This is a genomic window from Leucobacter sp. wl10 (genome assembly GCF_003569785.1).
GTDB lineage: Bacteria > Actinomycetota > Actinomycetes > Actinomycetales > Microbacteriaceae > Leucobacter.
Window position 1 is genome coordinate 309,722 of record NZ_KZ983988.1, and the last position, 26,439, is coordinate 336,160.

The 26,439-nt window shown below is 71.8% G+C and carries 24 protein-coding genes; 9 read left to right on the forward strand and 15 right to left on the reverse strand.

Annotated features, from left to right (window positions below):
* Position 1 precedes the first annotated feature (1 nt).
* From D1J51_RS03650 to D1J51_RS03665, 4 genes are all read right to left on the reverse strand, one after another.
* Complete coding sequence (locus D1J51_RS03650; RefSeq protein WP_119073804.1) at positions 2 to 1,231, reverse strand: amidohydrolase; 1,230 nt, start codon at positions 1,229 to 1,231, stop codon at positions 2 to 4.
* 69 nt (positions 1,232 to 1,300) lie between these two features.
* The gene (locus D1J51_RS03655) at positions 1,301 to 2,746 is read right to left on the reverse strand and encodes a sodium:solute symporter family protein (RefSeq protein WP_119073805.1); all 1,446 of its coding nucleotides are present in this window, start codon (positions 2,744 to 2,746) and stop codon (positions 1,301 to 1,303) included.
* Positions 2,743 to 3,051, reverse strand: a complete 309-nt coding sequence (locus D1J51_RS03660; RefSeq protein ID WP_119073806.1) for a hypothetical protein — start codon at positions 3,049 to 3,051, stop codon at positions 2,743 to 2,745. Before D1J51_RS03660 ends, D1J51_RS03655 begins: the two co-directional genes overlap by 4 nt.
* A 31-nt stretch (positions 3,052 to 3,082) precedes the next feature.
* A complete protein-coding gene (locus D1J51_RS03665; RefSeq protein WP_119073807.1) occupies positions 3,083 to 4,504 on the reverse strand; it encodes an amidase in 1,422 nt (473 codons plus the stop codon).
* A gap of 162 nt (positions 4,505 to 4,666) precedes the next feature.
* Here D1J51_RS03665 and D1J51_RS03670 point away from each other — a divergent pair, with 162 nt between their 5' ends.
* Entirely contained in the window at positions 4,667 to 5,659 is a 993-nt protein-coding gene (locus D1J51_RS03670) for an Lrp/AsnC family transcriptional regulator (protein WP_119073808.1), read from the forward strand.
* A gap of 45 nt (positions 5,660 to 5,704) precedes the next feature.
* Here D1J51_RS03670 and D1J51_RS03675 read toward each other — a convergent pair whose 3' ends face one another.
* The 3 genes from D1J51_RS03675 to D1J51_RS03685 are packed head-to-tail and all read right to left on the reverse strand — an operon-like array spanning position 5,705 to position 8,810.
* The gene (locus D1J51_RS03675) at positions 5,705 to 6,484 is read right to left on the reverse strand and encodes a sulfite exporter TauE/SafE family protein (protein WP_119073809.1); all 780 of its coding nucleotides are present in this window, start codon (positions 6,482 to 6,484) and stop codon (positions 5,705 to 5,707) included.
* A 53-nt stretch (positions 6,485 to 6,537) separates the two neighbouring features.
* Positions 6,538 to 8,079: a gamma-glutamyltransferase family protein gene (locus tag D1J51_RS03680; RefSeq protein ID WP_119073810.1), complete on the reverse strand. Its 1,542-nt coding sequence runs from the start codon at positions 8,077 to 8,079 to the stop codon at positions 6,538 to 6,540.
* Positions 8,076 to 8,810: a FadR/GntR family transcriptional regulator gene (locus tag D1J51_RS03685; RefSeq protein WP_119073811.1), complete on the reverse strand. Its 735-nt coding sequence runs from the start codon at positions 8,808 to 8,810 to the stop codon at positions 8,076 to 8,078. Before D1J51_RS03685 ends, D1J51_RS03680 begins: the two co-directional genes overlap by 4 nt.
* 252 nt (positions 8,811 to 9,062) lie before the next feature.
* Here D1J51_RS03685 and D1J51_RS03690 point away from each other — a divergent pair, with 252 nt between their 5' ends.
* The 3 genes from D1J51_RS03690 to D1J51_RS03700 all read left to right on the forward strand — a co-directional run bounded on the left by D1J51_RS03690 (position 9,063) and on the right by D1J51_RS03700 (position 11,617).
* Positions 9,063 to 9,941: an ABC transporter substrate-binding protein gene (locus D1J51_RS03690; RefSeq protein ID WP_119073812.1), complete on the forward strand. Its 879-nt coding sequence runs from the start codon at positions 9,063 to 9,065 to the stop codon at positions 9,939 to 9,941.
* A 66-nt stretch (positions 9,942 to 10,007) separates the two neighbouring features.
* Positions 10,008 to 10,817 (forward strand): amino acid ABC transporter permease, encoded by an 810-nt coding sequence (locus tag D1J51_RS03695; protein WP_119073813.1) that lies wholly within the window; start codon positions 10,008 to 10,010, stop codon positions 10,815 to 10,817.
* Positions 10,814 to 11,617, forward strand: coding sequence for an amino acid ABC transporter ATP-binding protein (locus D1J51_RS03700; protein WP_119073814.1), 804 nt, complete (start codon positions 10,814 to 10,816; stop codon positions 11,615 to 11,617). The genes D1J51_RS03695 and D1J51_RS03700 overlap by 4 nt, the downstream gene beginning before the upstream one ends.
* Positions 11,618 to 11,767: 150 nt before the next feature.
* Here the strand turns inward: D1J51_RS03700 and D1J51_RS03705 are convergent, their stop codons facing one another.
* The 3 genes from D1J51_RS03705 to D1J51_RS03715 all read right to left on the reverse strand — a co-directional run bounded on the left by D1J51_RS03705 (position 11,768) and on the right by D1J51_RS03715 (position 15,763).
* Positions 11,768 to 12,979 carry a glycosyltransferase gene (locus D1J51_RS03705; protein ID WP_119073815.1) on the reverse strand — a complete coding sequence of 404 codons (1,212 nt, stop codon included), beginning with the start codon at positions 12,977 to 12,979 and terminating at the stop codon, positions 11,768 to 11,770.
* Positions 12,979 to 14,166: a glycosyltransferase gene (locus D1J51_RS03710; protein WP_119073816.1), complete on the reverse strand. Its 1,188-nt coding sequence runs from the start codon at positions 14,164 to 14,166 to the stop codon at positions 12,979 to 12,981. Before D1J51_RS03710 ends, D1J51_RS03705 begins: the two co-directional genes overlap by 1 nt.
* Before the next feature lie 337 nt (positions 14,167 to 14,503).
* Positions 14,504 to 15,763 (reverse strand): MFS transporter, encoded by a 1,260-nt coding sequence (locus tag D1J51_RS03715; protein WP_119073817.1) that lies wholly within the window; start codon positions 15,761 to 15,763, stop codon positions 14,504 to 14,506.
* Positions 15,764 to 16,233: 470 nt separating this feature from the next.
* Between D1J51_RS03715 and D1J51_RS18610 the strand changes: the two genes are divergently transcribed.
* On the forward strand, positions 16,234 to 16,491 hold the full coding sequence (locus D1J51_RS18610; RefSeq protein ID WP_371414072.1) for a hypothetical protein: 258 nt from the start codon (positions 16,234 to 16,236) through the stop codon (positions 16,489 to 16,491).
* A 20-nt stretch (positions 16,492 to 16,511) separates the two neighbouring features.
* On the opposite strand, the gene D1J51_RS03720 is transcribed toward D1J51_RS18610, so the two are convergent.
* The 3 genes from D1J51_RS03720 to D1J51_RS03730 all read right to left on the reverse strand — a co-directional run bounded on the left by D1J51_RS03720 (position 16,512) and on the right by D1J51_RS03730 (position 19,870).
* The gene (locus D1J51_RS03720; protein WP_119073818.1) at positions 16,512 to 17,534 is read right to left on the reverse strand and encodes a 1,4-dihydroxy-2-naphthoate polyprenyltransferase; all 1,023 of its coding nucleotides are present in this window, start codon (positions 17,532 to 17,534) and stop codon (positions 16,512 to 16,514) included.
* Entirely contained in the window at positions 17,462 to 18,703 is a 1,242-nt protein-coding gene (locus tag D1J51_RS03725; RefSeq protein ID WP_240422848.1) for an AMP-binding protein, read from the reverse strand. Before D1J51_RS03725 ends, D1J51_RS03720 begins: the two co-directional genes overlap by 73 nt.
* 195 nt (positions 18,704 to 18,898) lie before the next feature.
* A complete protein-coding gene (locus D1J51_RS03730; protein WP_119073819.1) occupies positions 18,899 to 19,870 on the reverse strand; it encodes a 1,4-dihydroxy-2-naphthoyl-CoA synthase in 972 nt (323 codons plus the stop codon).
* 193 nt (positions 19,871 to 20,063) lie between these two features.
* Here D1J51_RS03730 and D1J51_RS03735 point away from each other — a divergent pair, with 193 nt between their 5' ends.
* Complete coding sequence (locus D1J51_RS03735) at positions 20,064 to 21,152, forward strand: o-succinylbenzoate synthase (protein ID WP_119073820.1); 1,089 nt, start codon at positions 20,064 to 20,066, stop codon at positions 21,150 to 21,152.
* Positions 21,153 to 21,178: 26 nt separating this feature from the next.
* Here D1J51_RS03735 and D1J51_RS03740 read toward each other — a convergent pair whose 3' ends face one another.
* Complete coding sequence (locus D1J51_RS03740; protein ID WP_240422850.1) at positions 21,179 to 21,868, reverse strand: response regulator transcription factor; 690 nt, start codon at positions 21,866 to 21,868, stop codon at positions 21,179 to 21,181.
* The gene (locus tag D1J51_RS03745; RefSeq protein WP_119073821.1) at positions 21,865 to 23,181 is read right to left on the reverse strand and encodes a sensor histidine kinase; all 1,317 of its coding nucleotides are present in this window, start codon (positions 23,179 to 23,181) and stop codon (positions 21,865 to 21,867) included. Before D1J51_RS03745 ends, D1J51_RS03740 begins: the two co-directional genes overlap by 4 nt.
* Positions 23,182 to 23,425: 244 nt before the next feature.
* Between D1J51_RS03745 and D1J51_RS03750 the strand changes: the two genes are divergently transcribed.
* Genes D1J51_RS03750 through D1J51_RS03760 form a run of 3 tightly spaced genes read left to right on the forward strand, consistent with a single transcriptional unit; the run spans position 23,426 to position 26,438 of the window.
* Positions 23,426 to 24,154 (forward strand): ABC transporter ATP-binding protein, encoded by a 729-nt coding sequence (locus tag D1J51_RS03750; protein WP_119073822.1) that lies wholly within the window; start codon positions 23,426 to 23,428, stop codon positions 24,152 to 24,154.
* Positions 24,151 to 25,509: an FtsX-like permease family protein gene (locus tag D1J51_RS03755; protein ID WP_119073823.1), complete on the forward strand. Its 1,359-nt coding sequence runs from the start codon at positions 24,151 to 24,153 to the stop codon at positions 25,507 to 25,509. The genes D1J51_RS03750 and D1J51_RS03755 overlap by 4 nt, the downstream gene beginning before the upstream one ends.
* Positions 25,506 to 26,438, forward strand: coding sequence for a hypothetical protein (locus D1J51_RS03760; RefSeq protein ID WP_119073824.1), 933 nt, complete (start codon positions 25,506 to 25,508; stop codon positions 26,436 to 26,438). The genes D1J51_RS03755 and D1J51_RS03760 overlap by 4 nt, the downstream gene beginning before the upstream one ends.
* Position 26,439: the final 1 nt, after the last annotated feature.

A 26,439-nucleotide genomic window follows, 5' to 3' on the forward strand; every position in this document is an offset into this window, starting at 1 on the left:
ATCAGTCCTCGTCGGGTTCGTCGATGCTGTTCGGTTCGAGGGCGTCCCCGATGGCCGCCAACGCAGCTCGGACCCCGGTGCTCAAAGTCGGCTCGAGCTCGGGAAGGAAGAACGGTGAGTGATTAGGCGGCGGATTCTCCCTCGAGAATCCGCCGAAGAACCAGTAGACCCCGGGGACGCCGATGCTGTCGGGCAAATGTCCGAAGTCCTCCGAACCCATCGCCGGTGCGATGTCACGGACCTGCTCGTCCCCGAGTTCCGCACGCAGCGCAGCGCGCACCCGCTCGGTCTCCGTGTCATCGTTATAGAGCCGCGGGAAACGGTAGATCTCCTCAATCGTCGGCTGCGGAGCGCCGGATGCCTGAGCCTCCGCGTTCACGATCCGGGTGATCGAGCCGAGCACTTGCTCGCGCACGTCTTCCGTGAGTGTTCGGATGTTCAGCGTGAACTCCGCGCTTTCGGGGATGATGTTCTCCTTCAATCCGGCATGGAACGTGCCGCAGGTCACGACTGCAGGCGTCTGCGGCCGGAGTTCGCGGGAAACGATGGTCTGGAGACGAGTGACCATGTGCGCGCCGAGGACGATCGGATCGATCGAGTCCTGCGGCTGCGAGCCGTGCGACTGCTTGCCGAGCACGGTAACCCGCAGCGAGTCCGCCATCGCCATCGCCGTTCCCTCCGCAAGAGCTACGCTGCCTGCCGGAGCAGCCGGGAACACATGCTGCCCGAGAACGATTCGGGGCTGGGGCGCTCGATCCCAGATTCCGTCGGCGACCATCGCCGCAGCTCCCGCGGCTGTCTCCTCGCCTGGCTGGAAGATCCAGACCACAGTGCCCGCCCATTCCGCGCGTTGACGCACCATCGATGCGACCGCAGCGAGCGCCACGGCGACGTGGGTGTCATGCCCGCATCCGTGCATGACCGGGACGACCGTGCCATTCGGCAGCGTGCCGGTCGCGTCCGAGCGGTACTCCGCATCGGTCTGCTCCTCGATCGGGAGTCCATCGGTATCGGCGCGGAATCCGACGACCGCTCCGTCTCCGTTGCGCAGTATCCCCACGACACCGGTACCGCCGCATCGGAAGTGCTCGATGCCGAGTGCTTCCAGCCGCTCCTCGATGAACTCCGCGGTGCGGTGCTCCTGCATCGAGAGCTCGGGGTTGCGATGCAGGTGCCGGTAGGTGTCGTGCAGCGCCGCCCGTTCGGCGTCGGTCAGTTGCGTGTCCAGCATGGGGCTCCTTCGTTCAGCGGTGGGGATCGCCCGCGGCGCCGTCTCCGGACGCCGCCGCGGGCGCGGCGGTCATTTCGCGGCCAGGGTCATCGCGTCCTCCTCGAACTCGACCTGCTCGACATCCTTCCCGCCCCGTCTGCGGCGAACGGCCTCGGCCGCGACGAGCACGATGACGTTCGGCGCGAGCGCGATGAGCCCGGAGTCGATGCCGCCGGTGGGGATGTTGCCGAAGGTGATCGTCGCGACGGTGAGCACGCCGACGACGATGCCGAGACCCACCGGCCACGCACCGACGCGCACTCGCTTCTGGAGGGCGAGCACGATCCCCGGTGCGAGCTGCGTCGTACCCCCGTAGGTGAGCAGCAGCAGGGCGCCGATGTCCGAGCGGACGAGACCGAAGGCGAGCGAGAGCCCGAGGGCCAGCACGATGACCACGTAGTTGACCGTCATCTTGCGTGCGGGGCGCACGTTCTGCAGCACGTTGGTGCTCACGAGCGTCGAGATGCCCATCACGATGCCGGCCGCGGGCACCATGGCCGCGGCTGCGCCGCCCACCGCGACGACGCCGAGCAACCAGTTCGGCACGGTCTCACCGGTCATGGTGAGCAGCACCGCGTTGCCGACGGTGTCCGAAGGGAGCTTCAGCACCGCGGCCATCCCCACCATGATCGGGATGAAGAGCAGGAGCTGATAGATCGGCAGCCACTTCGCGTTGCTCCGCAGCACCTCGCCGCTCTTCGCGGCGAGCATCGGGGGCCACAGGTGCGGGAGCGTCGCGAAGCCGGCGCCGATGACCGTGACGAGCATCGAGGTGACGAACCACACGGTGCCGAAGCCCTCGGCGTTCACCGTGAGCAGCGTCGGCGTCTTGTCGGCGATCTCGGCGAACACGGGACTGATGCCGTTGAAGCTGATGACCACCCCGGCGATCACGACGAGGAGCGCGAGGGCCATCAGCACATCCTTGAAGATCGCGACCCGCGCGATGCCCTTGATGCCCGACCAGGCGACGAAGAGCGCGACGAGGATACTCGCGATGACCATGCTCAGGCCGCGGGCCTCCGAGCTGCCGGTGGCGAGTTCGACGATCATGCCGAGGCCCGTGATCTGCAGCTGCAGGTAGGGGATGAGCGTGATGGCGCCGATGACCGCGACCACCTTGCCGAGCCAGCGTGCCCGGAATCGGTCCTCGAAGTAGTCGGCCATGGTGAGGTAGCCGCGGCGCTGGGCGAGCTCGCGCACGCGCGGCGCGACGAAGTAGTTGAGCGGCCACGCCATCGTGAGGTAGCCGATCGCGTAGACCGCGCTGACGCCGCCGCCGAAGGCGATGCCCGCGAGCCCCAGAAAGCTGAAGGTGGTGAGGGACTCGCCCGCCTGCAGGAACCAGGTGGTCCACTTCGGGATGTCCCGCTTTCCGACGACCCAGTGCGAGGCGCTGGTCTGGCGCCGCCGGCTGGCGACGCCCAGCGCGCCGATGACGACGATCCCGAGAATGATGACGACGGTGACGATCATCGGATGCCCTCCTCTTCCTCGGCGGCGAGGCGCTCCGCGCGCAGCTGCTGGATCTGCTCCGTCTCGAGCCGCTCGCGATCGAGACGGTCGCTCTCACGGCCGCCGTTCCGCTGGTAGAGGGTCTCCACGATCTGAATGCTCGCGACGGTGAGGACGACCAGAATCGTGATCCACACGAGCACGGCGGGGAGCCCGAACCACAGGGTGGGATCCTGGGCGAAAGGCCAGAACGGGGTCGAGAAGAAGCCGATCATCGGGATGCCGATGATCGCAGCCCGTCCGGGCGTCAGTAGTCTGGCTTTCATATTGCTCCTTTGCAAGGGGTGGCGGTGGCGGTCAGTCGGCGAGCACGGCCGGCACCCGGCGCCAGACCGGGTGCTCGCGTTCGAACCGGCGGGCCAGTGACAACAGCATCCGTTCGCCGCGCGGCGGGGCGATGAGCTGGAGGCCGACGGGGAGGCCCTCAGGGCTGAAGCCGCAGGGCACGCTGATCGCCGCGAAGCCCGTGACCGAGATGCGCCAGCTCGCCCGCATCCATTCGAGGTAGTCGGGCTGCTCGATCCCGTTGATCTCGCGCGGCCAGTGCTGCTCGGCCGGAAACGGCAGCACCGTGGTGACGGGGGCCGCCAGCACGTCGATCCCCGCGAAGAGATCGACCATACCGCTGTAGACGCGGGTGCGCTGCTCCCGCGCCCGGTGGAGGTCGTCGAGCGTCAGCCCGAGACCGTATTCGGTGTTGGTCACGAGCTCGGGGCTGAGGGTGTCGCCGTGCTCGTCGATCAGGGAGCCGAAGCCGCGCGCGTACCCGAGGCCGCGCAGCACGCGGAAGGCGGGATCGGCCTCCGACAGCTCGGGTTCGACATCGACGACGAAATGCCCCAGGCGCTGCAGCACGGAAAGCCCCTCGCCGTCGAGCACGTCGGTGACCCGCGACTGGATGTCGAGCCCGCCGAGGGTGCGGCTCCAGCCGATGCGCAGCGGCGAGGCGAGCTCCGGGATCTCCGGCTCGAGCGCGTCGGGGAAGGCGGTGGGGGAACGGGCGTCCTCGCCCGAGAGCACGGAGAGCAGCAGTGCGACGTCGTCGACGGTGCGTGCCATGGGGCCGTTCGTCGCGAGCGACTCCCAGGCGTCCTTCACGGGCCAGTTCGGCACGCGTCCGATGGAGGGCCGCAGCCCGACCACGTTGCAGAACGCCGCCGGATTGCGCAGCGAGCCGCCCATGTCCGAGCCGTCGGCCACCGAGCAGAGACCCGCCGCGAGCGCGGACGCGGCCCCGCCGCTCGAGCCTCCGGCGCTGCGCTCGGGAGCGTACGGGTTCGTCGTGGTGCCGAACACGCCGTTGTACGTGTGGGATCCGGTGCCGAACTCAGGGGTGTTGCTCTTGCCGTAGATCACTGCGCCGGCTCGCCGCATCCGTTCCACCACGAGCGAGTCTCGCCGGGGCACGTGCTCCTCGTGCAGCTTCGAACCGTAGGTGGTGCGCATGCCGGCGGTGTCCTCGAGGTCCTTCACGACGACCGGCAGACCCTCCAGCGGTCGCACCGGCTCATCGGCGGCGCGGCGCCGATCGGACTCGACGGCGGTGCGCTCCGCCGCATCCCAATCGACGGTGACAACGGCGTTGATGCGCGGATTCACGCGCTCGTGGGCCGCCCGGGTCTCCCGCAGCAACTCAACCGCACCGAGTTCCCCCCGCCGCATCGCGCCGAGCTGCTCGCGCGCGGTCCAACGGGTGACCGTCGAGTCGGTTTCAGCCATCAATTCCCCTTTGAATGAGTAGATAGAAATATTTAGATCGAATTACTGTCGATTACAGAAAGAATAGTCCCTCGATGTGACCAGCTTGTCAAGCTCGCGTCTCGGACGCGCCCGCTCTCGGAACCCTTCGCAACCGCTGCCGCGATACACTGGCCCCGATTTATGAATCCGATACTCGAGCCCACCGACCGCGACATCTGCGCGGCGCTCCTCCGCAACGGCCGCGCCCCGTGGCGCCTGATCGCCCAGGTGACCGGGCTCCAGGAGCGGACGGTGTCGCGCCGGGCGACGCGGCTCTTCGAGCAGGGGCTCGTCCGGGTCAGCGCGCTCGCGCACCCGCTGCTCGCCGGACGGGGAGACCCGGTCCTCGCTCGCCTCTCCTGCGCGCCGGAGCACCTCGCGGAGGTCGCCGGCTGGCTGGCGCACCGCCCCGAGACGCTCTGGGTGACGACGCTCCTGACGGAGAGCGCGGTGCTCGCGGAGTGCTTCATCAGGCCTGAGGATCGCTCCGCGCTGATCGAGGGGGAGCTGTCACGGCTGCCGATCCGCGACTTCTCGCTCTCGCCGATCCACCACTACCGGCGCACCGTGCGCGGGTGGCAGCCGGGGATCCTCGACGACGCGCAGCTCGCCGCTCTGGGAGAGGACGAGCGGTCGGCGCTCATCGCCTCGGAGCAGAGCCCGCCGCACGAGCTCGACGCGGTCGGCCTCAGCATCCTCGACCTGCTCGGGCAGGACGGGCGCATGAGCATCGACGCCATCTCCGCTCAGCTCGGACTCGCGAAGGCGACCGTGCGCAAGCGCATCCAGTCGATGCAGCGCTCGGACCACGTGAGCATCCGCGCCGTGCTCGATCCCGCGCTCCTCGGCTTCCCCTACGAGGCCTACGTCACGGCGCGCGTACCGCTCGACCGACTCGACGACCTGACCGAACTGCTCGCGGCTGATTCGCACAGCCGTTGGGCGGCGGAGACGGCGACCGACTACTCCGGGAGGGCGCTGATGGCCTTCCGCGATCAGCGCGACGTCACCGACACCATCGCCTCGCTGACAGCTCGGTTCGCGGGGCCGGAGATCGAGTTCTCCGTCGAGCCCCTGCTCACGATGTACAAGCGCAGCGACGTCGTCCTGCCTCCCGCCGGCCCCGCGCCCTGATCCGGCGCCCCGGTCCCCCGGTTCGCGACGGAGGCGGACCCGCCGCTACTTCTTCGAGCCGCGCAGCGTCTTGAAGAGCATCTGGCCGAGCACGAAGGCCAGCAGCAGCGAGAACGCCGCGTTCGACCAGAACGGCGGGATGCGGGTGGCGATCACCGAGCCCAGCGGCGAGAGCACGCTCGCCGCGATCCCGAGCACCGCCGCAGAGCGCAGATCGACGTTGCGGCGCCGCGCATTGCCGAAGGTGCCCGAGATCGAGCCCGGGACGAGCATGATGAGCGAAGTGCCCTTGGCGATCAGATCGCTCGCGCCGAAGAAGAACATCAGCACGGGGACCACGATCACGCCCCCGCCCACCCCGAGCAGCCCGGACAGCACCCCCGTCACGAGGCCCGTCAGCACGAGCAGCGCACCGGTGAGCAGCGTGACGTCGATAGCGGCGTCGCGCTGCGGCACCACGAACCACAGGCTGACGACCACGCCCAGCAGGAACACCATGAACATCCAGCGCAGCAGGCCCGTGGGCACCCGCGACAGCAGGTAGCTGCCGATCTGCGCTCCGACGACGATGCCCGCGGCGAGCAGCGCCGCCGCGATCCAGTCGACGTTGCCCTGCACCGCGTAGCCGATGCCGCCGACCACCGCTGCCGGCAGGATCGCCGCCACGGAGGTGCCCGCCGCGAGCCTCTGCTGGAAGCCGAGGAACATCACCAGCATGGGCACGAGGATCACGCCCCCGCCGATGCCGAAGAGGCCGGAGAGCAGCCCGGTCGCGGAGCCGAGGAGCGCGAGCACGAGGATGGAGGGTCGGACGGAGTGAGTCATTGAGCGATCGATTCTGCGGTTCGTGGATGATCGGGAGGCGGAGCGGATCGGGATCAGCCGGGATCGGCGACGACGATCGCGGAGCCGTCGGAGCGGGGGTCGCTCGCGGCATCGTACCCCTCGGCGGTGACGCGGATCAGATTCGAGTGACCGAGGTCCTCGGTGCACGCCGGAACGATCGCGAGTTCGAAGCCGGCGTCGGCGATCGCGGCGCGCGCCGCCTCCGGCACGTCCTCCTCGATCGTCACCGCGACGGGGCCGTCGCCCGCCGCCTCGTCGACGATCCAGCGGGGTGCGTGCGTCGCCTCGTGCGGCGCGGCGCCGTCGAGGGACCGCAGCAGCAGCTGGGCATGGATCTGCGGCTGGGCCGGTCCGCCCATCGTCGCCGGCACCCACGCGAGCTCGTCGCCGCGCAGGATCAGCACGGGCATGAGCGTGTGCCGCGGCCGCTTGCCCGGCGCGAAGGCGTTGGGAGAGCCGGGGTCGAGCGAGAAGGAGGTGCCCCGGTTCTGGAAGACGATGCCGGTGTCGGGCTCGAGGATGTGGGCGCCGAACCCCCAGTAGACGGAGTTGATGAGCGACACCGCCCAGCCGTCGGAGCTCACGGCGCTCAGACCCACGGTGTCGCCGCTCGCGCGCGCCGCGCCGCGGATCGGGTGCCGGGGGGTCTCCATCGCGACGAGCCGCTCGCCCGACGCCCCGCCGAAGGCCGGGTCGGCGAGCGCGGCCGCGCGCACCGAGTTGCTCTCGTGGAAGGCTCGGGCGAGTTCCCCGGCGCCCGCGCCGAGCGGATCCTCGATGCCCGCCGCAACCGCGTTCAGCGCCCGCAGCAGCATGAAGCCGGAGGTGTTGGGAGGTCCGGTGAGCACGCGCAGGCCGGCGAACGCGCCCTCGAGCGGCTCGCCCCAGTACGCCGAGTAGTCGACGGCGTCGCGCCTCCCGATCTTCGAGCCGAGGCGGCGCAGGCCGGCGATCCAGCGGTCGGCCGTCTCGCCCTCGTAGAACTCGGCCGAGCCCCGGTCGGCGAGACGGCGCATCGTCGCCGCGAGCGCCGGCTGCACGAGCGGGGCCCCCACGGCCAGCGGTTCGCCGCCGGGGTAGAAGACGGCGCGGGCACCGGGATCCTGCGAGAGGGAGTCGCGGTCCTCGACGAGCGCGGCGGCCACGGAGCGCGAGTTGGGAAAGCCCCGCTCGGCGTGCCGGATCGCGGCCTCGAAGTGCGTCTCCCAGCTCAGCCGGGCGCCGTACCCGTGCAGCGCGTTCCAGCCGCACACCCCGCCCGGCACGGTCACCGTGTCGACGCCCCGCAGGGGCAGCCGCTCGCCGTGCTTCTCCCGGAGCGCCTCGAGCGTCTGGGCCGCGGGCGCCGTGCCTGTGGCGTTGAGAAAGCGGACCTCGCCCTCCGGGCTGCGCACGAGCGCGACGAGATCGCCGCCGAGCGCCACGTTGTTCGGATACACCACGCAGAGCGTCGCGGCCGCGGCGAGCGCCGCGTCGACGGCCGTGCCGCCCGCTTCGAGGGCAGCAGCCCCCGCCTCGGTGGCGAGGTGGTGCGACGTCGAGATCGCCCCGCGGGGCCTGACGGTGGAGTTCATTTCGGTCCTTCGTCGTGAGGCTTGGCGGCGAGCGCCGCGAGAGCGATCTGCTTGCTGATGTCGAGCACGTGCGCTCGGGCCTGCTGCTCGGCGAGCTCTCCGTCGCCCGCCGCGATGGCCTCGTAGATGCTGCGGTGTGCGGCGCTGGACGCCTTCCGGCGCGCCTTCGTCTGGTATCGACTGGCTCGGCTCGGGGCGATCTGCTGTGCGATCTGCTCGTTGATGAGCGCGAGCAGCGGGTTGTGGGCGTACTGCGCGATGGCCTGGTGGAAGGCGCGGTCGAGCTCGGCGTAGCGCTCCTTCGTCACGTCCTTCTCCATCGCTTCGACCAGCTCGCGCAGCTGCGCAAGGTCTCGCGAGGTGGCCCGGGCCGCCGTGATCCTGGCGATCGGCGGTTCGATGATCGCCCGAAGCTCCATGATGTCGTGCAGCTCCGGACGCAGCGACTCGACGATCGCCAGCGTATCCTCGGGCAGGTTCGCACGCTCGCCCGGGGCGAGCACGATCGTGCCGCGGCCCGGTTTCCGGTCGATGAGACCGCGATTCTCGAGCTCTCGCAATGCGTCGCGGATGGACGGGCGGGACACTCCGAAGTACTCGGCGAGCTCGCGCTCCGGCGGCACCTTCTCCCCCGGTGCGAGCTTGCCCTCCAGGATCAATCGTTCGAGATCGACGGACAGACGGTCGGGCACTGAAAGGGTCGTCGCGCGCCCCACTGCTTCCCAGTCCATGTCGGCTCCTTTCGACCGGCTCGGTCACCGGGTCTTCATTCTGCCCTCTCCGGAACCCCACAGCAGGAGCCTCACCGACTCGCGGTTCGGAATCTTCTGTTCCAGTTCGGTTACGCAGTTGACGATACCCGCGGCGTCGGGGTATCGTCCATCACAGCTTAGTCGGTTGGTCAGACCATCTACCACTGACGACAGCATACTCCTCCGCCGCAGCGGAGCGACCTCAATCCCCGACCGAATGGAGAGACCACCGTGGCTCCCTCTCACTCCACCCCCAGAATTCTCACCGGGGCGTTCACCGCGCTCCTCACAGGCATGGCGCTGGCCCTCGCCGGCTGCAGCTCCGCGGGGTCGCAGCCCGAGGGCGGCGGTTCGGGGCCGTCCGCATCGGTCGCGCCCCCGGCCATCATCAAGGACGGCACGCTCACCGTGTGCACCGGCGACAGCCCTCCCAACATCTTCTACGACGAGAACAACGAGCTGCAGGGCGTCGAGATCGACATCGCGAACGCCCTGGCGAAGCAGCTGGGGATCACGACGAAGCTCGAGGAGTACAACTTCTCCGGCCTGATCCCGGCGCTGCAAGCCAAGCAGTGCGACGTCATCATGGGCTCGCTCTACATCAAGCCCGAGCGCGAGGAGATCGCGAACTTCGTGCCCTATCTCTACTCGGGCACGGGCGTTGGCGTCGCCAAGGAGAACCGGAAGAAGTTCACCGGCCTCGACGACAGCCTCTGCGGCACGAAGGCGATCGCGATCACCGGCGCGACCGGCGGCGGCGCGGCCGAGGAGCTCTCGGCGAAGTGCGAGGCCGACGGCGAGAAACCCCTCGACATCACGCTCGTCGATGACGCGGCCTCGGCCGTGCAGCAGGTGCTCGCCGGGCAGGTGGACGTGTTCGTCGACACCTCGGAGATCATGAGCTTCTACGAGAAGCAGTCCAACGGCGCATTCGTGATGACCGGCGACCCGGTGGGCAAGATCCGCATCGGCGCCGCGACGCTGAAGGCCAACGCCGACCTCAACAGCGCGCTCGACAAGGCCTTCCAGAAGCTCATCGACGACGGAACCTATCGCTCGATCCTCGAGAAGTGGGGCGTTCAGAGCAACGACGTCACCCAGCCCGAGTAGCGCACCATGCGGCGGGGCACCCCGCGCGTCCCGCCGCGCTTAGATAGAGCATAAGGACAACACCACATGATATTCGACTGGGACTACTTCTGGGGGGCGCTGCTCACCCCGAACCGGAGCTTCCTCAACGGCCTCTCCCTCACCGTCCTCATCTCCGTCGTCGCCATGGCGCTGGCGCTGATCCTGGGCCTCATCATCGCGCTGATGGGCCGGAGCCGCTTCCTCCCCCTGAGGGTCATCGCGAGCCTCTACATCTGGGTCATCCGAGGCACCCCGCTCCTGGTCCAGCTGGTCATCCTCTACACCGGATTCGCCGCAGCGAACGTCTTCCGCTTCGAGGACGTCACGATCGGCGTGCTCATCAAAGGCGCTGTCCAGGCGGCGATCGTCGGGCTCATGCTCAACGAGAGCGCCTACATCTCGGAGATCGTGCGAGGCGGACTCGAATCGATCGAGAAGGGGCAGACGGAGGCCGCGCTATCGCTCGGCATGACGCCGCTCGCAGCCATGCGCTGGATCATCGTGCCCCAGGCCGTGCGGGTGATGGTGCCCCCGCTCGGCAACTCGTTCAACGGGCTCATGAAGAGCACATCGATCCTCTCGATCATCGGCGTCGCGGAAATGTTCCAAATCGGCAGCACGATGGCCTCGTCCACGTTCAAGGCGTTCGAGATCTTCATCGTGGTGGCGCTCTACTACCTCCTGCTCACAACGGTCTGGACCGTGATCCAGACCTGGATCGAGAACTGGCTCAACGCCAAGGCCGGCCTGCCCAGGGCCGAATCGGTCTGGAAGCGCCTCTTCGGCATGCGCAGCAGGCGCGATCGAGTCGCCCCCAAGAACCCCCTCGGTGATCTGGAAGGAGCCGCAGCATGAGCGGCATGGAGTACACCGCGCCGGTGTCGACCGCAGACGGACCGATCGTTCGCACGGTCGGTGTCAACAAGTGGTTCGGAGATCGTCACATCCTCACCGACGTCTCGGTCTCGGTGGAACGCGGCGAGGTCGTCGTGCTGGTCGGGCCCTCGGGCGCGGGGAAGACCACGTTCCTGCGCACGCTCAACCGTCTCGAACCGGTCGACAGCGGCGAGATCTACGTGAACGGCCAGCGCATGGGCGAGCGCGAGCGCGACGACGGGAAGACGGCGTCCATCTCCGAGAAAGCGCTCGCCAGGCAGCGTGCCGACATCGGCTTCGTGTTCCAGCACTTCAACCTGTTCCCGCACATGACCGTGCTCGAGAACATCTGGCACTCGCCGGTGCGGGTCAAGGGCGAACGGAGGTCCGAGGCGATCGCCTACGCCCGGGAGCTGCTGGCACGAATCGATCTCGCCGACAAGGCCGATGCACGTCCGCGATCCCTGTCGGGCGGGCAGCAGCAGCGCGTCGCCATAGCCAGGGCCCTCGCGATGCGGCCCGCGCTCATGCTCTTCGACGAGCCCACCTCGGCGCTCGACCCGGAGATGGTGGGCGAGGTGCTGCAGGTCATGAAAGACCTCGCCGCCGCCGGCATGACCATGATCGTGGTGAGCCACGAGATGGGCTTCACGCGGGAGGTGGCGGACCGGGTCGTCGTGATGGACGAGGGCGCCATCATCGAAGAGGGGGACCCCGAACTCGTCTTCACCGCGCCGAAGCACGAGCGCACCCGGCAGTTCCTGTCCAAGGTGCTCTGATGTCCCAGGTGCTCTGAGCGGAGACGACCGCGCCCCGAGCCACCGTCGCCCTCGGGCACCCCGCTCGACGTACGGCCCGCAGGTCCGGCCGCGGATCGTCTCGCGACGGAAACGGGCTGCGACGGATCGGGTGCGGGCAGAACCCTCCGGCTACCGCCCGGTCAGCGCCCGCGCGTAGACGCCGAGCATGGTCTCGGTCTGCGCGGACTGCAGGAATCCCCCGGATTCCTCAGCGGGGACGCGGTGCGCGGCCGGATCCGCGGCCAGGGCTGCGACCGCCCCCCGCAGCGTGCGCGCGAGTGCGGAAACGCTGCCGTCGGAGACCCGCCACCCCGCCGAGACGGCCACATCGTCGGCGATCTCCGGGTCGCAGAACACGGTCGGGGTGCCCAGCGCGGCCGCCTCGAACGGTGTGAGCCCCTGCGTCTCGAAGCCGACCGAGGTCTGCACGAGCGCGTCGGCGTCGTGCAGGGCGGCGAGCGCCTCCCGGTGCGGCACCGGCCCGGCCAGTCTCACCCGATCGCCCAGCCCGAGCTGGGCGACGCGATCCCGCACCCGCGGCAGCAGCAGCCCCGCGCCGTGCAGCACGACGTCGGCGTCGATCCCCGACTCCCCCACGGCCTCCACGAACTCCAGCACGCGCTTCTCGTGACTCATGCGCCCCAGCCACACCAGCCGAGGCCGGCGCCTCGGCGAGCGCGGCAGAGCGCGCACCTCGGCGATCGCCTCGTCGTCCACCCCGCCGCGCGTGACGAGCACCTCGGCCGCGACCCCGTGCCGCTGCAGCTCGTCCGCGAAGTGCCGCGAGGGAGCCGTCACCGCGGAGGCCTCGGCCGCCAGCTCCGCGAGGTACCGCCAGGCGCCCCGGGCGCCCCGCGCCACCGGCCCCCGGGGGCGGCCCAGCGCCAGCCGGCGCCAGAGACGCAGACCCCGGAACGCCAGCGGAGCCAGCGGGGTCACGGCCCGCGTGCCCTCGTCGACGTGGTTGTGCATCGTGATCACGACCGGCGCCCGCAACCCGCGCGCGGCTCGCAGCCCGATCAGTGCGCCCCAGAAGTCCCCCTGCACGTGCACCAGGTCCACGGGCGGCAGCTCCCGCAGCGCCCGGGCGAGCGCGCGATCCGTACGCGCGCCCGGCCAGCTCAGCCCGTACTCGCGATCCCGGGTGATGGGGAACGAGGGGAGGTCGACGTAGGCCTCGCTGTCATCGGGGTCGACCGCGTACCGGCGGCGGTGCATCGCGGGGGCGGCGATGGTCGCCCGGTGCCCGAGCCGCTCGAGGTAGCGCCGCTGCAGGCGCAGCGCCACCTGCACGCCGCCGAGCGACTCGGGGTGCTGGTCGGTGACGATCAGGACGTGCATCAGCGCGCGACCGGCTCTCCGCGGTAGAGCGCCTGGAACGTGTCGAGCGTACGGTCGATGTCGTGCACTCGCACGGCCTCGAGCGAGGCCCGCTGCATGCGCTCGTACTCCTCGGGCGAGCGCCGCAGCACCTTCTCGATCTGATCGGCGAGCTCGCGGTCGTTGCCCGCCTGGAACAGATGGCCGTTCTCGCCGTCGCGCACCAGGTGCGGCAGCGCCATGGCGTTCGCGGCGACGATCGGCAGCCCGGAAGCCATGGCCTCCATGGTGGCGATCGACTGCAGCTCGGCGATCGACGCGATGACGAACACGCTCGCCTCCGTGAGGTGCGCGCGCAGCCGCTCGTCGGTGACGCGACCGGTGAAGTGCACGCGCTGCGCGATGCCGAGTTCGCCGGCGAGCCGCTCGAGGTTTCTGCGCTGGTCGCCGTCGCCGACGACGGTGAGGCTGACGTCGAGGCCGGGATCGATGCGCGGGATCGCGCGCAGGATCACGTCGATCTGCTTCTCGAGCGTCACGCGGCCCACGAAGACGAGCCTGTTCGCGGTGCGAGGCGCGAAGTCGGCCGTGTAGTTCGAGGCGCGCAGCCCGCAGCTCACGGGGAGCACGCCGCGGCGGTGCGTGCTGCGCTCGAGGAAGTCGGCGGCGCGCCGGGTGGGGGTGGTGACGGCGGAGGCCAGCTTCAGCACGCGGTCGGCGGCGCCCCAGCCCCAGCGCACGAAGACGCGCTTGGCCCGCTCGGGGAGCAGCGTGAAGTCGAGCACGTTCTCGGGCATGACGTGGTTGGTCGCGACGATGCGGATACCGCGCTTCGCCCCCTCGATGGCGAGCGCGCGCCCGATGACGATATGGGACTGGATGTGGATGACGTCGGGCCGCACCCGGTCGAGCAGCCTGCGGGCGTAGCCGCGGGCCCGCCAGGGCAGCACGAAGCGCAGCCAGTCGTGCGGGTACCAGCGCCAGCTCGCCCATCTGTGCACCGTCATGTGCTCGCCCTCGATGGTCTCCACGAAGCTGCCCGTGCGATTGTGCCGCACCGACGGGGCCGCCACGTGCACGTCCTCCCCACGCTGAACGAGACCGGCGGCGAGCCGCTCGGCGAAGCGCGCGGCACCGTTGACGTCGGGGAAGAAGGTGTCGCATCCGATCAGGACGCGGAGGGGGGCCTGGCGATCGGTGGTGCTCACGGTGTGCGGGAGTCCTTCGGTCGGGGAGCGTGCGCCGGTGGGCGGACGCCGTCTAGTTTATGCAGCGGCCTCTGGAAGGAGGCGCAACCGCCTCGGGGCGCCGCAGCTTCGCGCCTCCCCGCTCCCGGCTGCTCCGGCAACGCCGACACGGCTCACTCCGGGAACGCCCGCTTGGAGACGGCCCGCACCTCGCGGTCGAGCCCCTCGATCCGCTTCCCGAGGCGCGCGAATTTCTCGTCCTGATGCTCGACGAGAAACCGCCGATCGCGGCCGGAAACGAAGAATGTGGACGACTCGCGAGAGTCGCAAGCGATGACCGATTGCGAGCGAAGCGCGGCTAGGGCTCGCGCCCGTCCCGCTCTCTCGGCACGTAGCGCGGGATCCAGCGCGCGAAGCCCGCGATCCCGAGCAGTGCGAGCACCCCGGTGGCCGCGCTGGCGAGCGGCATCGACGCGGCGGCGATGGCCGACACCGCGAGCGGCGCCGTCGCCCCGCCGAAGTCGGTGATGGTGCGCCACGCGGCGAGGTACGGGGCGGGATCGCCCCGCGGTGCGAGATCCGACCCGAGCGTGAGGTTGATGCCGCTCGACAGCCCGTTGCCGATGCCGATCGCCACCGCGCAGCCGATCAGCCACGCCTCGGCGTCGGGCAGGTCGTGGGTGAACGCCAGCGTCAGAAAGCTCAGCGCCATCGCGATGGTCGCGGGCAGCGCGGCCCACAACCGCCCGAAGCGGTCCATCACCTGCCCGCTCACGTAGAACAGCGCGAAGTCGACGGTGCCCGAGATGCCGACCACCAGCGCGACGCCCGCGGCGTCCATTCCGATCGAGACGCCCCAGAGCGGCAGCAGCACGTCCTTGGCCGCGCGCAGACCGGCGAGCGCGGCCGCCGATCCTCCTACCCGCAGCAGGCCCCCGCGGCCCGCCCGCATCGCGGCGACGACTCCGCCTCGCCGCGCCTCAGATACGTCTTCGGTCGCTTCCTCGGTGCGCCGAGGATCGCGCTCAGAGACGACCGCGATGACGCGCTCCGGGTCCCGAGCGAAGCCGAGCAGCAGCGCGGCGAGCCCGAGGCACACCGCGAACGCCCATACCGGCGCGGCCGAGGAGGCGGTGGCGGCGAGCAGCCCGGCCGCGAGAAAGGGCCCCGCGAAACGCCCGAGACGGTGCGAGCCGCCGATGAGCGAGAGAGCGCGGGCGCGGAACGCGACGGGCACGCGAGTCGTCATGAACGAGTGCCGTGCGAGGGCGACGGTGGCCGCCGCGAAACCCACGACGAACACGGAGAGCCCCAGCACCGCCAGGTTCGGGGCGAGGGCCACACCCGCCGCGCCGAACACGGCGACGCCGGCGGCGGCGAGCATCGCCACGCGCTCACCGACCCGCGAGACCAACCAGCTCGCGGGCAGGTTCCCCGCGAGCTGGCCGACGACGGCGGCCGAGGCGATGAAGCCGGACATGCCGAGCCCGGCTCCCATGCCCACCGCGATCACCGGGATCACCGGGAGCATCGCGTACTGGCCGAGCGAGAACAGGATCGTGGGCCCGTAGATGCTCGGGGCCATGCGCCACAGCAGCGCCCGAGTGGAATTCGACATGTCGACTCCACCCTAGTGCGCCGATCCCGCCCTCCGTAGCAGTGGCGGGAGGCTTCGCGTCGATGCACGAGCGAGGCGGTCTGCAGTCCGGGAGGCCCCGCATTCGAAACCGGCGGCTCTCGCACGGCATCGAACGTCGTGCCATCGGGCCGTGTCACCCGCAGATCAAGGTGGATGACGGCCTCGTCTCCTTAGAGATCGCCGGTCGGGCGCATGGACATGACGAGCGGTTCACGGATCCCCTCCCCATGCGAGACCGCGTCCGGAGCGACGGACACTACCTCGATAGCGGCTCAAGCCGATGAACAGCATCTGAACGGACCGCCGCGGGGAGGCAAGCACGATCCCGGCGAGCACCAGGCCAGGATCGGGCCGAGGGACGGTCCGGCCGGCGCGGGCTCTCGGAGTGAAACTCGACCCCCCGTGTCATCGCATGCAGCGTGTCCAAGTGCACCCCGGGGTGGTGGAGGATGGAGCAGGCCGAGACGTATCTGCGCGCCTTGCCCATCCCCGCATCGCTCCTCGAACGCATCACAGGGCTGGAAGTGACCTGGGACGGCGGCGAGATACGCCAGAACTACTGGCCGGGGTGGGGTCCGGGCGGCGCGGCAACGCGGGATCGTCATCGATTGTCCAGGGTGAGCGAACGGTCGCGCGGGACCGTCCCGGCCTCGGCGCGAGAACGGGATCGAGCTCAGCGCGGAGAGGGCCACTGCTGCCGCGGTTGATCCGCCCCGGCGGGTACTTCCTAGAAGGCGAACGCGATGCCCAGCAGCGCCCCGTAGGCGAGCGCCGCGAGACTCGTGAGCTGCAGCACGAGAATCAGCTCGCGCGGGGTCTTGGCGGTGAGCACGATGAGCACGGACGGTGCGACGATCAGCAGCACGAACCACACGAGCACCATGCCCGGGTTCACGAGGCCGAAGATCGCCGGCACCGCGAACGGCAGCAGCACGCAGGCGATGTAGAGGATCTGCGAGGCCCGGCGCCCCATGCGCACCGCGAGCGTCTTCTTGCCCGCGAGCCGGTCGGTCGGGATGTCGCGCAGGTTGTTGACGACGAGCACGGCCACCGCGAAGAACCCCACGCCGGCGCCCGCGAACCAGGCCTCCTGCGTCTGCACCTCGGTCTGCAGGTACACGGTGCCGACCGTGGCGACGAGCCCGAAGAAGATGAACACCATCACCTCGCCCAGGCCCGCGTACCCGTACGGCCGCTTGCCGCCCGTGTAGAACCAGGCGGCCAGGATCGCGAGCGCGCCGAGCGCCAGGAACCACCACCGCCCGCTCAGCGCGACCGCCGCGAGCCCCGCGACGGCGGCGAGCCCGAAGAACACGAGCGCGGTCGCCAGCACCCGCTTGGGATTCACGAGCCCCGAGCCCGTGAGCCGCGCGGGCCCCACCCGGAACGCGTCGGTGCCGCGCACCCCGTCGGAGTAGTCGTTGGCGTAGTTGACGCCGATCTGCAGCAGCACCGCGACGGCGAGCGCGAGCAGGGCGAGGGGCAGCGAGAAGCCCCGCACCATCTGGGCGACGCCCGTCCCCGCCGCGACGGGCGCGACCGCGAGCGGCAGCGTGCGCAGGCGCGCGCCCGCGACCCAGTTGCGCCACGTGACCCTCGGCGGCTCGCCGGCGGCTTCCTGCCGCTTCGCCGCGGCCCGCACGGCCGGGTTGCCCGACCTGCGCCGATCCCTCGCGCTCACCGCTCCTCCTTCGCGTCCTCGTGCACCCGTCGCACCTCTCGGAAGCCGGCCCGCAGCCGCCCCAGCCACTCGTCGAGCGCGACGAGGTCGGGCTTGCCGCCCGAGAGGCGCGGCATCTCCTCGGCCTCGGTGACCCATTCGGGTGCGGCGGCGGCGCCGAGGCGATCCCGGATCGCGGCGCGCACCTCGTCGAACCCGGCGGCGCCCTCCTCGGTCTCCACGACCAGGCTCACGCGCTCCCCCCACTCCGGGTGCGCCGCCGCGACCGCGACCGCGCTGCCCCAGCCCGCGAAGTCCCTGGCGACCCGCTCGACCTCGTCGAGCGACACGTTGACCCCGCCCGAGATGATCACGCGGTCGAGGCGCCCCGTGACCGTGAGCATGCCGCCGAGCAGCTCGCCCGCGTCGCCGGTGCGGTACCAGCGGGTGGCGGAGCCGTCGCGGTCGCGGTCGTCGATGAACCGCTGCGCGGTGAGCGCGGGATCGCCGACGTAGCCGAGCGCGAGGGTCGAGCCGGCCAGCTGCACCTCGCCGTCCCGGATCCGCACGCGGGTGTCCCCGGTCTCGACGCCGTCGTACACGCAGCCGCCCGCCGTCTCGGTCATGCCGTAGCTGCGCCTCAGCGCCACGCCGAGCGCGTGCGCGCGTCGGCGCAGGCCCAGCGGCACGCCCTGGCCGCCCACCAGCACGGCGTCGAAGCGGCGCAGCGCGTCGGCGGCTCCGCGATCCCGCTCGGCCAGATCGAGCAGCCGCGAGAACTGCACCGGCACCAGCGAGACGTAACGGCGCTCGTGCTCGAGGTCGTCGGCGCTCTCGAGCAAGCGCTTCGGATCGAAGCCGCCGTCCCCGCCGTCGAAGAAGACCGGCGCGATGCCCGAGGTCTCGCTGCGCACCAGCATCTGCAGCCCCGAGATGAGCTGGGTCGGCAGTGCGACGAGCCACTGGCCGGGGCCGCCGAACGCCTCGTGGGTCGCTTCCGCGCCGGCCCGCAGCGCCTCGGCGCTCAGCGCGACCGACTTGGGCACGCCGCCGGAACCCGACGTGCGCACCACGACCGCGGTGTCCTCGGGCAGCGTCTCGCGCTGCAGAGCGGCGACCGCCTCGGGTGCGGGATCCCCCGCCGTCTCCGTGGCGAACGGCAGCACCGGGGCACCGCCGGCAAGTGCGTCGGCGAGCGCGGCCATGAGCCAGGCGCGGTCATCGGTGGGGATGGCGCGGAGTCCGTTGGGCGCAGTCACCGTTCCAGGGTACTCGGGTCGCCCTCCCGAAGAATGCGAGTCCCCGCCGCGCGGTCACCGCCCCCTCCCATCGGTTTCGCACGCCGATAACGCAGCGTTCTCCCGAGACGCCACGATACTTGCGCGAAAATCGTGGCGTCTCGGAGCTTCCGTGGCGTTTCGATCTGCGGAGCCGCGCAGGCCGCGGAGCCGCGCTCAGTAGGAGTACGGGAACGGGCTCCAGTCGGGTTCGCGCTTCTCGAGGAACGAGTCGCGCCCCTCGACGGCCTCGTCGGTGCCGTAGGCGAGACGCGTCGCCTCTCCCGCGAAGATCTGCTGGCCCGCGATCCCGTCGTCGACCGCGTTCATCGCGTACTTCAGCATGCGGATCGCCGTCGGCGATTTGCCGAGGATCTCGCGCGCCCACTCGATGCCCGTCCGCTCGAGTTCCTCGTGCGGCACGACCTCGTTGACCGCCCCGATCTCGCGCGCCCGATCCGCGTCGTACTCGCGCGCCAGGAAGAAGATCTCGCGCGCGTTCTTCTGTCCCACCTGGCGCGCGAAGTAGGCGCTGCCGTAGCCCGCGTCGAAGGAGCCCACGTCGGCGTCGGTCTGCTTGAACCTCGCGTGCTCGCGGCTCGCGATCGTGAGGTCGCAGACGACGTTGAGCGAGTGGCCGCCGCCCGCCGCCCAGCCGGGCACGAGCGCGATGACCACCTTCGGCATGAAGCGGATGAGCCGCTGCACCTCGAGGATGTGGAGACGTGCGGCGCGCGCCCGGGCGGCCGGCTGCGCCCCGGCATGCGGCTGCGACCGCATCGCATCCTGCGATGAGGGCTTCGCCTTCTCTGCAGGATCCGCATCGTCGGAGTACCGATAGCCGTCGCGGCCGCGGATGCGCTGGTCGCCTCCCGAGCAGAACGCCCAGCCACCGTCCTTCGGGCTCGGCCCGTTGCCGGTGAGCAGCACGGCGCCGACCCGCGGGTTGACACGCACCCGCTCGAGCGCGTCGGAGAGCTCGTCGACCGTGTGGGGGCGGAAGGCGTTGCGCACCTCCGGCCGGTCGAAGGCGACGCGCGCGATGCGGCCGTCGCGGCTGAGGTGCGCCGTGATGTCGGTGTATCCCTCCGCGTCGGGGGCGACCTCCCACTCGGCCGGATCGAAGAGCTCTGAAACCTGCTGCGTCATGGGATCCAGCCTACTTCCGCCCGGGGCTCGCAGCGCGTGCCCCCTCCCGCCTCCCGCCTCCCGCCTCCCGCCTCTCGGCCTCCCCGAAGGTACGGGATCTGCAGAAGATATGGCAGATAGACTCTGATCCGGCATATGTTCTGCAGATCCCGTACCTTCTGCAGGCGCAGCAACCGGGCAGCAGGGCAGGATCATGAGACTCGCGCACCACCCGCAACCTCGCCCCGCAGCCCTCCCGCCCCTGGCCGAGGTGCTCGCCGTGACGCGGGTCGTCGCGATCCCCGCGCGCACGCGATTCCGGGGCGTCTCCGTGCGGGAGGCCGCGATCCTCGACGCGCCCCGCGGGGCGAGCGAGTTCTCGCCGTTCCCCGAGTACGGCGACGCGGAGGCCGCGGCCTGGCTGGCGGCCGCGCTCGACTTCGGCTGGCACGAGCAGCCGGCGATCCTGCGCGACCGCATCGAGGTGAACGCGACCGTGCCCGCGGTCGCGGCGGAGGAGGTACCGGCGATCCTCGCCCGCTTCCCCGGCTGCCGCACCGCGAAGGTGAAGGTCGCCGAGCGCGGCCAGACGCTCGCCGACGACGTGACGCGCGTGCGCGCCGTGCGCGAGGCACTGGGCGGCGACGCGCGGGTGCGGATCGACGCCAACGGCGGCTGGACGGTCGAGGAGGCGGTCGCCGCGCTGCGGGCGCTCGCCGAGTTCGACCTCGACTACGCCGAGCAGCCGTGCGCGGGCGTGGACGAGCTGGTCGAGGTGCGGCGGCGGCTGGGAGCCCGGCCCGAGGACGGGCCGGGGACAGCGCACGCGCAGAGCGATGCTCTGCTCCAAGCGGGCGCTGTCCGCATCGCGGCCGACGAGAGCGTGCGCAAGGCCTCGGACCCGCTGGCCGTGGCGCGGGCCGGCGCGGCCGATCTGCTCGTCGTGAAGGCGCAGCCGCTGGGCGGCATCCGGCGCGCGCTCGGGATCGTCGCGGAGGCCGGGCTGCCGGTGATCGTCTCGAGCGCGCTCGACACTTCGGCGGGCATCGCGATGGGGCTGCACCTCGCCGCGGCGCTGCCGGACGGCGCGCTGGACGGCGCCTGCGGGCTCGGCACGGCGGCGCTGCTCGACGGCGATGTGACCGCCGATCCGCTCGTGCCGCAGGGCGGCGGGATCGCGATGCGCCGGCCGACCCTCGACCCGGAGGCGCTGCGCCGGCACGCGGCGTCCCCCGAGCGCGCGGCCTGGTGGCGGGACCGCATCACCCGCTGCTACGCGAGGCTCGTCGGCGCCGCGCACTGACGCGGTCCGCGCGAGCGGAGTCGGGATCAGGACCGGGCGAGGCCCAGCTCGTAGCCGAGGATCACGCCCTGCACACGGTCGCGGAGGTGGAGCTTCGCGAAGATCGCGTTGACGTGCGACTTCACGGTGGACGGCGCGAGGTGCAGCTCGGCGCTGATCTCCCCGTTGCTGAGCCCGCGCACGAGCGCTTCGAACACGTCGCGCTCGCGGGGGCTCAGCACGTCGAGGGCCGCGGGCGCGGCGGGCGCCGGCGGCGCAGCGGCGGCCGGTGCCGCGAGGTAGTGCTCGATGAGGCGCGCCGTCAGCCGGGGCGCCACCACGGCGGCGCCCGAGGCGACGGTGCGCACGGCGTCCACGAGCCCCTCCGGCCCGATGCTCTTCAGCAGGAACGCGCTCGCCCCGGCCCGGAGGCTGCCGAAGGCGTACTCGTCGAGGTCGAAGGTGGTGAGCACGATCACCCGGGTCGAGGGATGCGCGTCGGCGATGATCCGCGTCGCCTCGATGCCCCCCATGCCGGGCATCCGCACATCCATCAGCGCGACGTCCGGGCGCAGGCGGGCGACCGCCTCGATCGCCTCCTCCCCGTTCCCCGCTTCGCCGATCACCTCGAGGCCTTCGGCCGAGTCCAGGATCAGCGCGTTGCCGGTGCGCGCGAGCGGCTGGTCGTCGACCACGACGACGCGAAGGGGCTCGATCCGGTGTTCGTCGCCGGTCACGCGGACGCCTCCGCCCGGAGCTGCAGCGAGACGCGGGTGCGCCAGCCGGGCCGGGGCGGGGCGGATCCGGGCGATCCTGACCCGTCCCCGGCCCGACCGCCCGATCCCGGGCCTCTCGCGCCCGGCCCCGCCGCCGGCCCCGCTTCCAGACTGCCGCAGAACGCATTAGCCCGCTCCCGCATCGCCCGCAGACCGACACCCGCACCCGCAGCACCAGCACCCGCACCGGCTCCCGGCCCTCCCGTCCCGTCGTCGGTCACCGACACAGCGAGCTCGCCGTCCCGGCACACGACCTCGACCTCGACCCTGGTGGGATCCGCGGCGTGGCGGAGCACGTTGGTGAGCGCCTCCTGCACCACCCGGTACACGGTCGTCTGCAGGGCCGGGTCGGGCGGAACCTCCCCCTGCAGCCGCAGCGAGACCGGCAGCCCGGCGACCCGGAACACCTCGACCAGGTCCTCGAGCGGCGGCAGGTTGTAACCCGACGTCTCGAGCGCGGCGTCGAGATCGCGATCCCCGTCGCGCAGCACGCGCAGGATCCGCTGCATCTCCTCGAGCGCCTGTGCGCCCACCGCTCCCAGCTGCTCCAGCGCCGCCCGCGCGCGCTCGGGATGCTTCTCCCAGCCGACCCGCGCGCCCCCGGCGAGCGCGATCATCACCGTCACGGAGTGGGCGACCACGTCGTGCATCTCGGCAGTGATGCGGGCCCGCTCGGCGAGCGCCGCCCGTTCCTCGCGCAGAGCGATCGCGCTCTCGAGCGCCTCGCGGCGCGCGGCCGAGGCGCGCACGGCGATCCCGATCGCCACGGCGGCGATCGTGACGGGCTGCACCAGGCCGGTGATGGCGGCCTCGCGACCCGTCAGCAGCGTGCTCGCGATCCCCGCGCAGGCCGGGATCGCGATGCTCGCCGCGTAGGCCGCGAGCACGCGCGGCCACCGGTCCCGCGCGGCGATCGTGTACATGACGAACGCGTTCTCGAAGACGGGGAAGTCCCCCGGCGTCAGCACCGGGTTGACCGAAGCCAGGAGCATGACGGCGACGAGCACGAGGTAGGGGTGCCGCCTGCGCCACCACAGCGCGACCGCGACGCCCGCGACGCTGGCGCAGGCGAGCCAGAGGGGCTGCGGCCGCAGGAAGTAGATCGCGAACCCCATCGGTACGGTGCAGGCGAGGATCACGAGCGCGTCGCCGATGCGGGGTCGGTCGGCGAGCCGGCGCACGATGCGGGGGCGGCGGGACCGGAGGCCGGGCACGGCGCTCGGCGCCTCGAGGCCGCGCGCGCGAACGCCGCCCGTGCGATCGCCTCCGCTCATGCGCGCCTCCCTCCTCCGTCCTCATTCTCTCGCGGGCCGGCGACACGGACCACCACCCGCGGGTGGAGGGGTTTCGTACCGCGGATGGTGTCGCCGGAGCAGCGGCCCCTCGATGCTGGGTTCCGGGGCCGATTCGCCGCCCGCGCGGTTTCGGTCGGAGGTCCGCGATCGGGTAGGCGGTTTCGCGCGATTCGGTCCTGCGGAGGCCGGATACGGCAGGGACGGAAGAGACGGAGAGAACCGGATGACCGACGAGTGGCTGCTGCGCGCCGAGGGCGTCGGCAAATCCTACGGCGAGACGCGTGCGCTGATCGACGCTTCGCTGACGATCGGCGCCGGGGAGGCGGTCGCGATCATGGGTCCGAGCGGTTCGGGCAAGTCGACGCTGCTGCACGTGCTCGCCGGCATCATCCCCGCCGACGGCGGCCGGGTGCTGCTGCGGCGCGGGGAGGGCGCTGCGGGCGCCGACGAGATCGGCTCGCTCGGCGACGACGAGCGCTCCGCGCTGCGGCTGAGCCGCTTCGGCTTCGTGTTCCAGCAGGGGCTGCTGCTGCCGGAGCTGACGGCCGCCGAGAACGTCGCGCTGCCGCTGCTGCTGCGCTCGGTTCCCCGCGCCGAGGCGGCGCGTCGATCCGAGGAGCGGCTGGCTGCGCTCGGGCTCGCGGGCCTCGGCGAGCGCCGGATCGGCCAGCTCTCCGGCGGCCAGGCCCAGCGGGTCGCGATCGCCCGCGCGCTCATCGCCGACCCCAGCCTGATCTTCGCCGACGAGCCCACGGGCGCGCTCGACTCCCGCACGGCCGACGAGGTGCTCACCGCGCTGCTCGCGACGGCCCGCGGGCCGGGGAGCGCGCTGGTCGTGGTGACGCACGACGAGCACGTCGCCTCGCGCTGCGATCGCGTGGTGCGGCTGCGCGACGGGAGGATCCAGGAGACGGCGGGCACCGACCCGATCCCGATCGGGGATCCCCGATGAGCGCCGTGTGGATGCTGGTCCGGCCCCGCCGCGGCTCGGCAGCCCTCTCCTGGATGCAGCTCGCCGCCTCAGCCGTCACCGCGCTGCTGGCCTTCGCCGTGGCGATGCTCGCGGCCGCGTTCTGGCGCGTGCCCTCCGCCGAGGAGGGCTACCGGGTGCTCGCGATCGGCCTCGTCGGCGTGCTCGTCGTGCCGCTCGTCACGCTCGGCACGGCGACCGCCCGCCTCGCAGCGCGCAGCCGCGACGACCGCCTCGCCACCCTCCGGCTCCTCGGGGCCTCCGCCCGGCGGGTCCGCAGGACCGCAGTCGCAGAGATCGCGCTCCTCGCGATCGTCGGGGTCGCGGCCGGCACGCTCCTGGCGTCGGGGCTGCCGTTCGCGCTGAGCCTCCTCGGCGTCCTCGGCGCTCCGCTCACCGTCTACGGCGAGCCTCTCGATCCCGCGCAGCTGTGGCTGCCGTGGTGGGCCTCCGCCGCGATCCCGCCGCTGCTCGTCGCGGTCGCGGCGGCGAGCGCGCTGCTCGGCCTGCGGCGCGTGGTGCTCAGCCCGCTCGGCGTGCGCACCCGGCAGGACGCTCCCCGCATGAGCCGGCTGCGCCTCGTGGCCGCGGTAGCGGTGCTGGCCGCCGCCGTGCTGGTCACCCAGCTCGTGTCGCCGGACTGGGGCCTCACCGTGGTCTTCGGAGCGCTCACCGTCGCGGTGATCGGCGTCTCGGCCGTGCTCGGGGTCGCCGGGCCGTTCGCGGTGACGCTGTTCGCCCGGTCCCGGGCCGCCCGCACCTCGAACGCGGCCGCGCTCGTCGCGGCCCGCGGGATCCTCGACGACCCCCGCGCCGCGTGGCGGCAGGTCTCAGCGGTCGCGCTCGCCAGCTTCGTGCTCATCCCGGCCGGCAGCCTGCTGGGCTACCTCGACGCGATTCAGCGCAGCAAGAGCCGTGCCATCATGACCCGCGACCAGCTGCTGCTGTTCGGCGACGCGCGCACGATGCTGATCGCGCTCGTGGCGGTGTCGTTCCTGGTGGTGGCCTGCCAGGTCGCGATCACGCAGACGGCCGCGGTGCTGGAGCGGCACGAGCTGTACGTGGCCCTCGACCGGATCGGGATGCCCCGCGCGGAGCTGGATCGCGCCCGCCGCCTGCGCGTCACCGGTGCCGCGAACGTCGCCGTCGTCGGCGCCTCGACGGCGGCCGCGGTGCTCGGGGCCGCGCTGCTGTTCATCGCGGTCGTCGTGGCGCCGCTGTTCGTCGCGGCCGTCGTGGTCCTGCTGCTGCTCGGGCTGCTGCTGATCCGCGCCGGCGTCGCCGCGACGTCGCCCGTCATGCGCCGGGTGCTCGATGCTCCGGGGCGCGGCGAGTGAGCCCCGCGTTTCTGCTCGGGCTGACGATCGCGCTCGGCGGCGCGCTGGTGATGGCCGCGGGCTCGGAGCTGCAGTCGCAGGCGGTGCTCGCGGCCGGCGGGCGGTGGCGGTCGTTCCTGCGCTCGCCGCGCTGGCTGACCGGGCTCGCGCTGCTCGGCGCCGCCGTCGGCACGAACTTCGCCGCTCTCGCACTGACGCCCGTGAGCGCCGTGCAGTCGGTGAGCATCGTCGCGCTCGCGGCCTCGGCTGCGTTCGGGGCCGCGACCCGCCGGGTCGTCGTCACGCGCGGCGCCGTGCTGTCCATCGGGCTATGCGCGGTCGGGATCCTCGGATTCGTCTCGCTCGTCGCCGCCCACCGCGCTCCGGGCGGCGGCCAGGCGGATCCCCGAGCGCAGCTCCTCGCGACCACGGCGATCCTGGCCGCGCTCACCGCCGTCGGCCTCGCCGCGACGCTCACGGGTCGGGGACGCGAGGGCGAGGGGGTGCGACTGATGGGCCTCGTCGCCGCCGCCGCGGTGTTCGGCAGCGTCACGACGGTGTTCAAGACGCTCGTCGAACTGGTGCTGGATCGCGGCTCCGCCTCTGCGCTCGGCGATCCCGCCGCCCTCGGCGCCCTCGGGGTCGTCGCGACGGGCGGCGTCGTCGCGAACGTGCTGCTGCAGCGCTCGCACCGCGGCTTCCCCGCACCGGTTGTGGTCGCGGCGATCACGATCGTCGACCCGCTGACGGCGGCGGTGATCGGGATCTCGGTGCTCGGCGAGGTGCGCCCGAGTTGGGCCGTGGCCGCCGGCCTGCTGGCGTTCGGCGCGACCGCCTGCGCGGGGGTGGTCGGGGTGAGCCGCATCCGGCGGCGGGCGCCGCCCGCCCGAGAGCACGACCCTCCGCCGACGCCCGACGCTCCCGCCCCGCGCGCCATCCCCGACCAGTGAG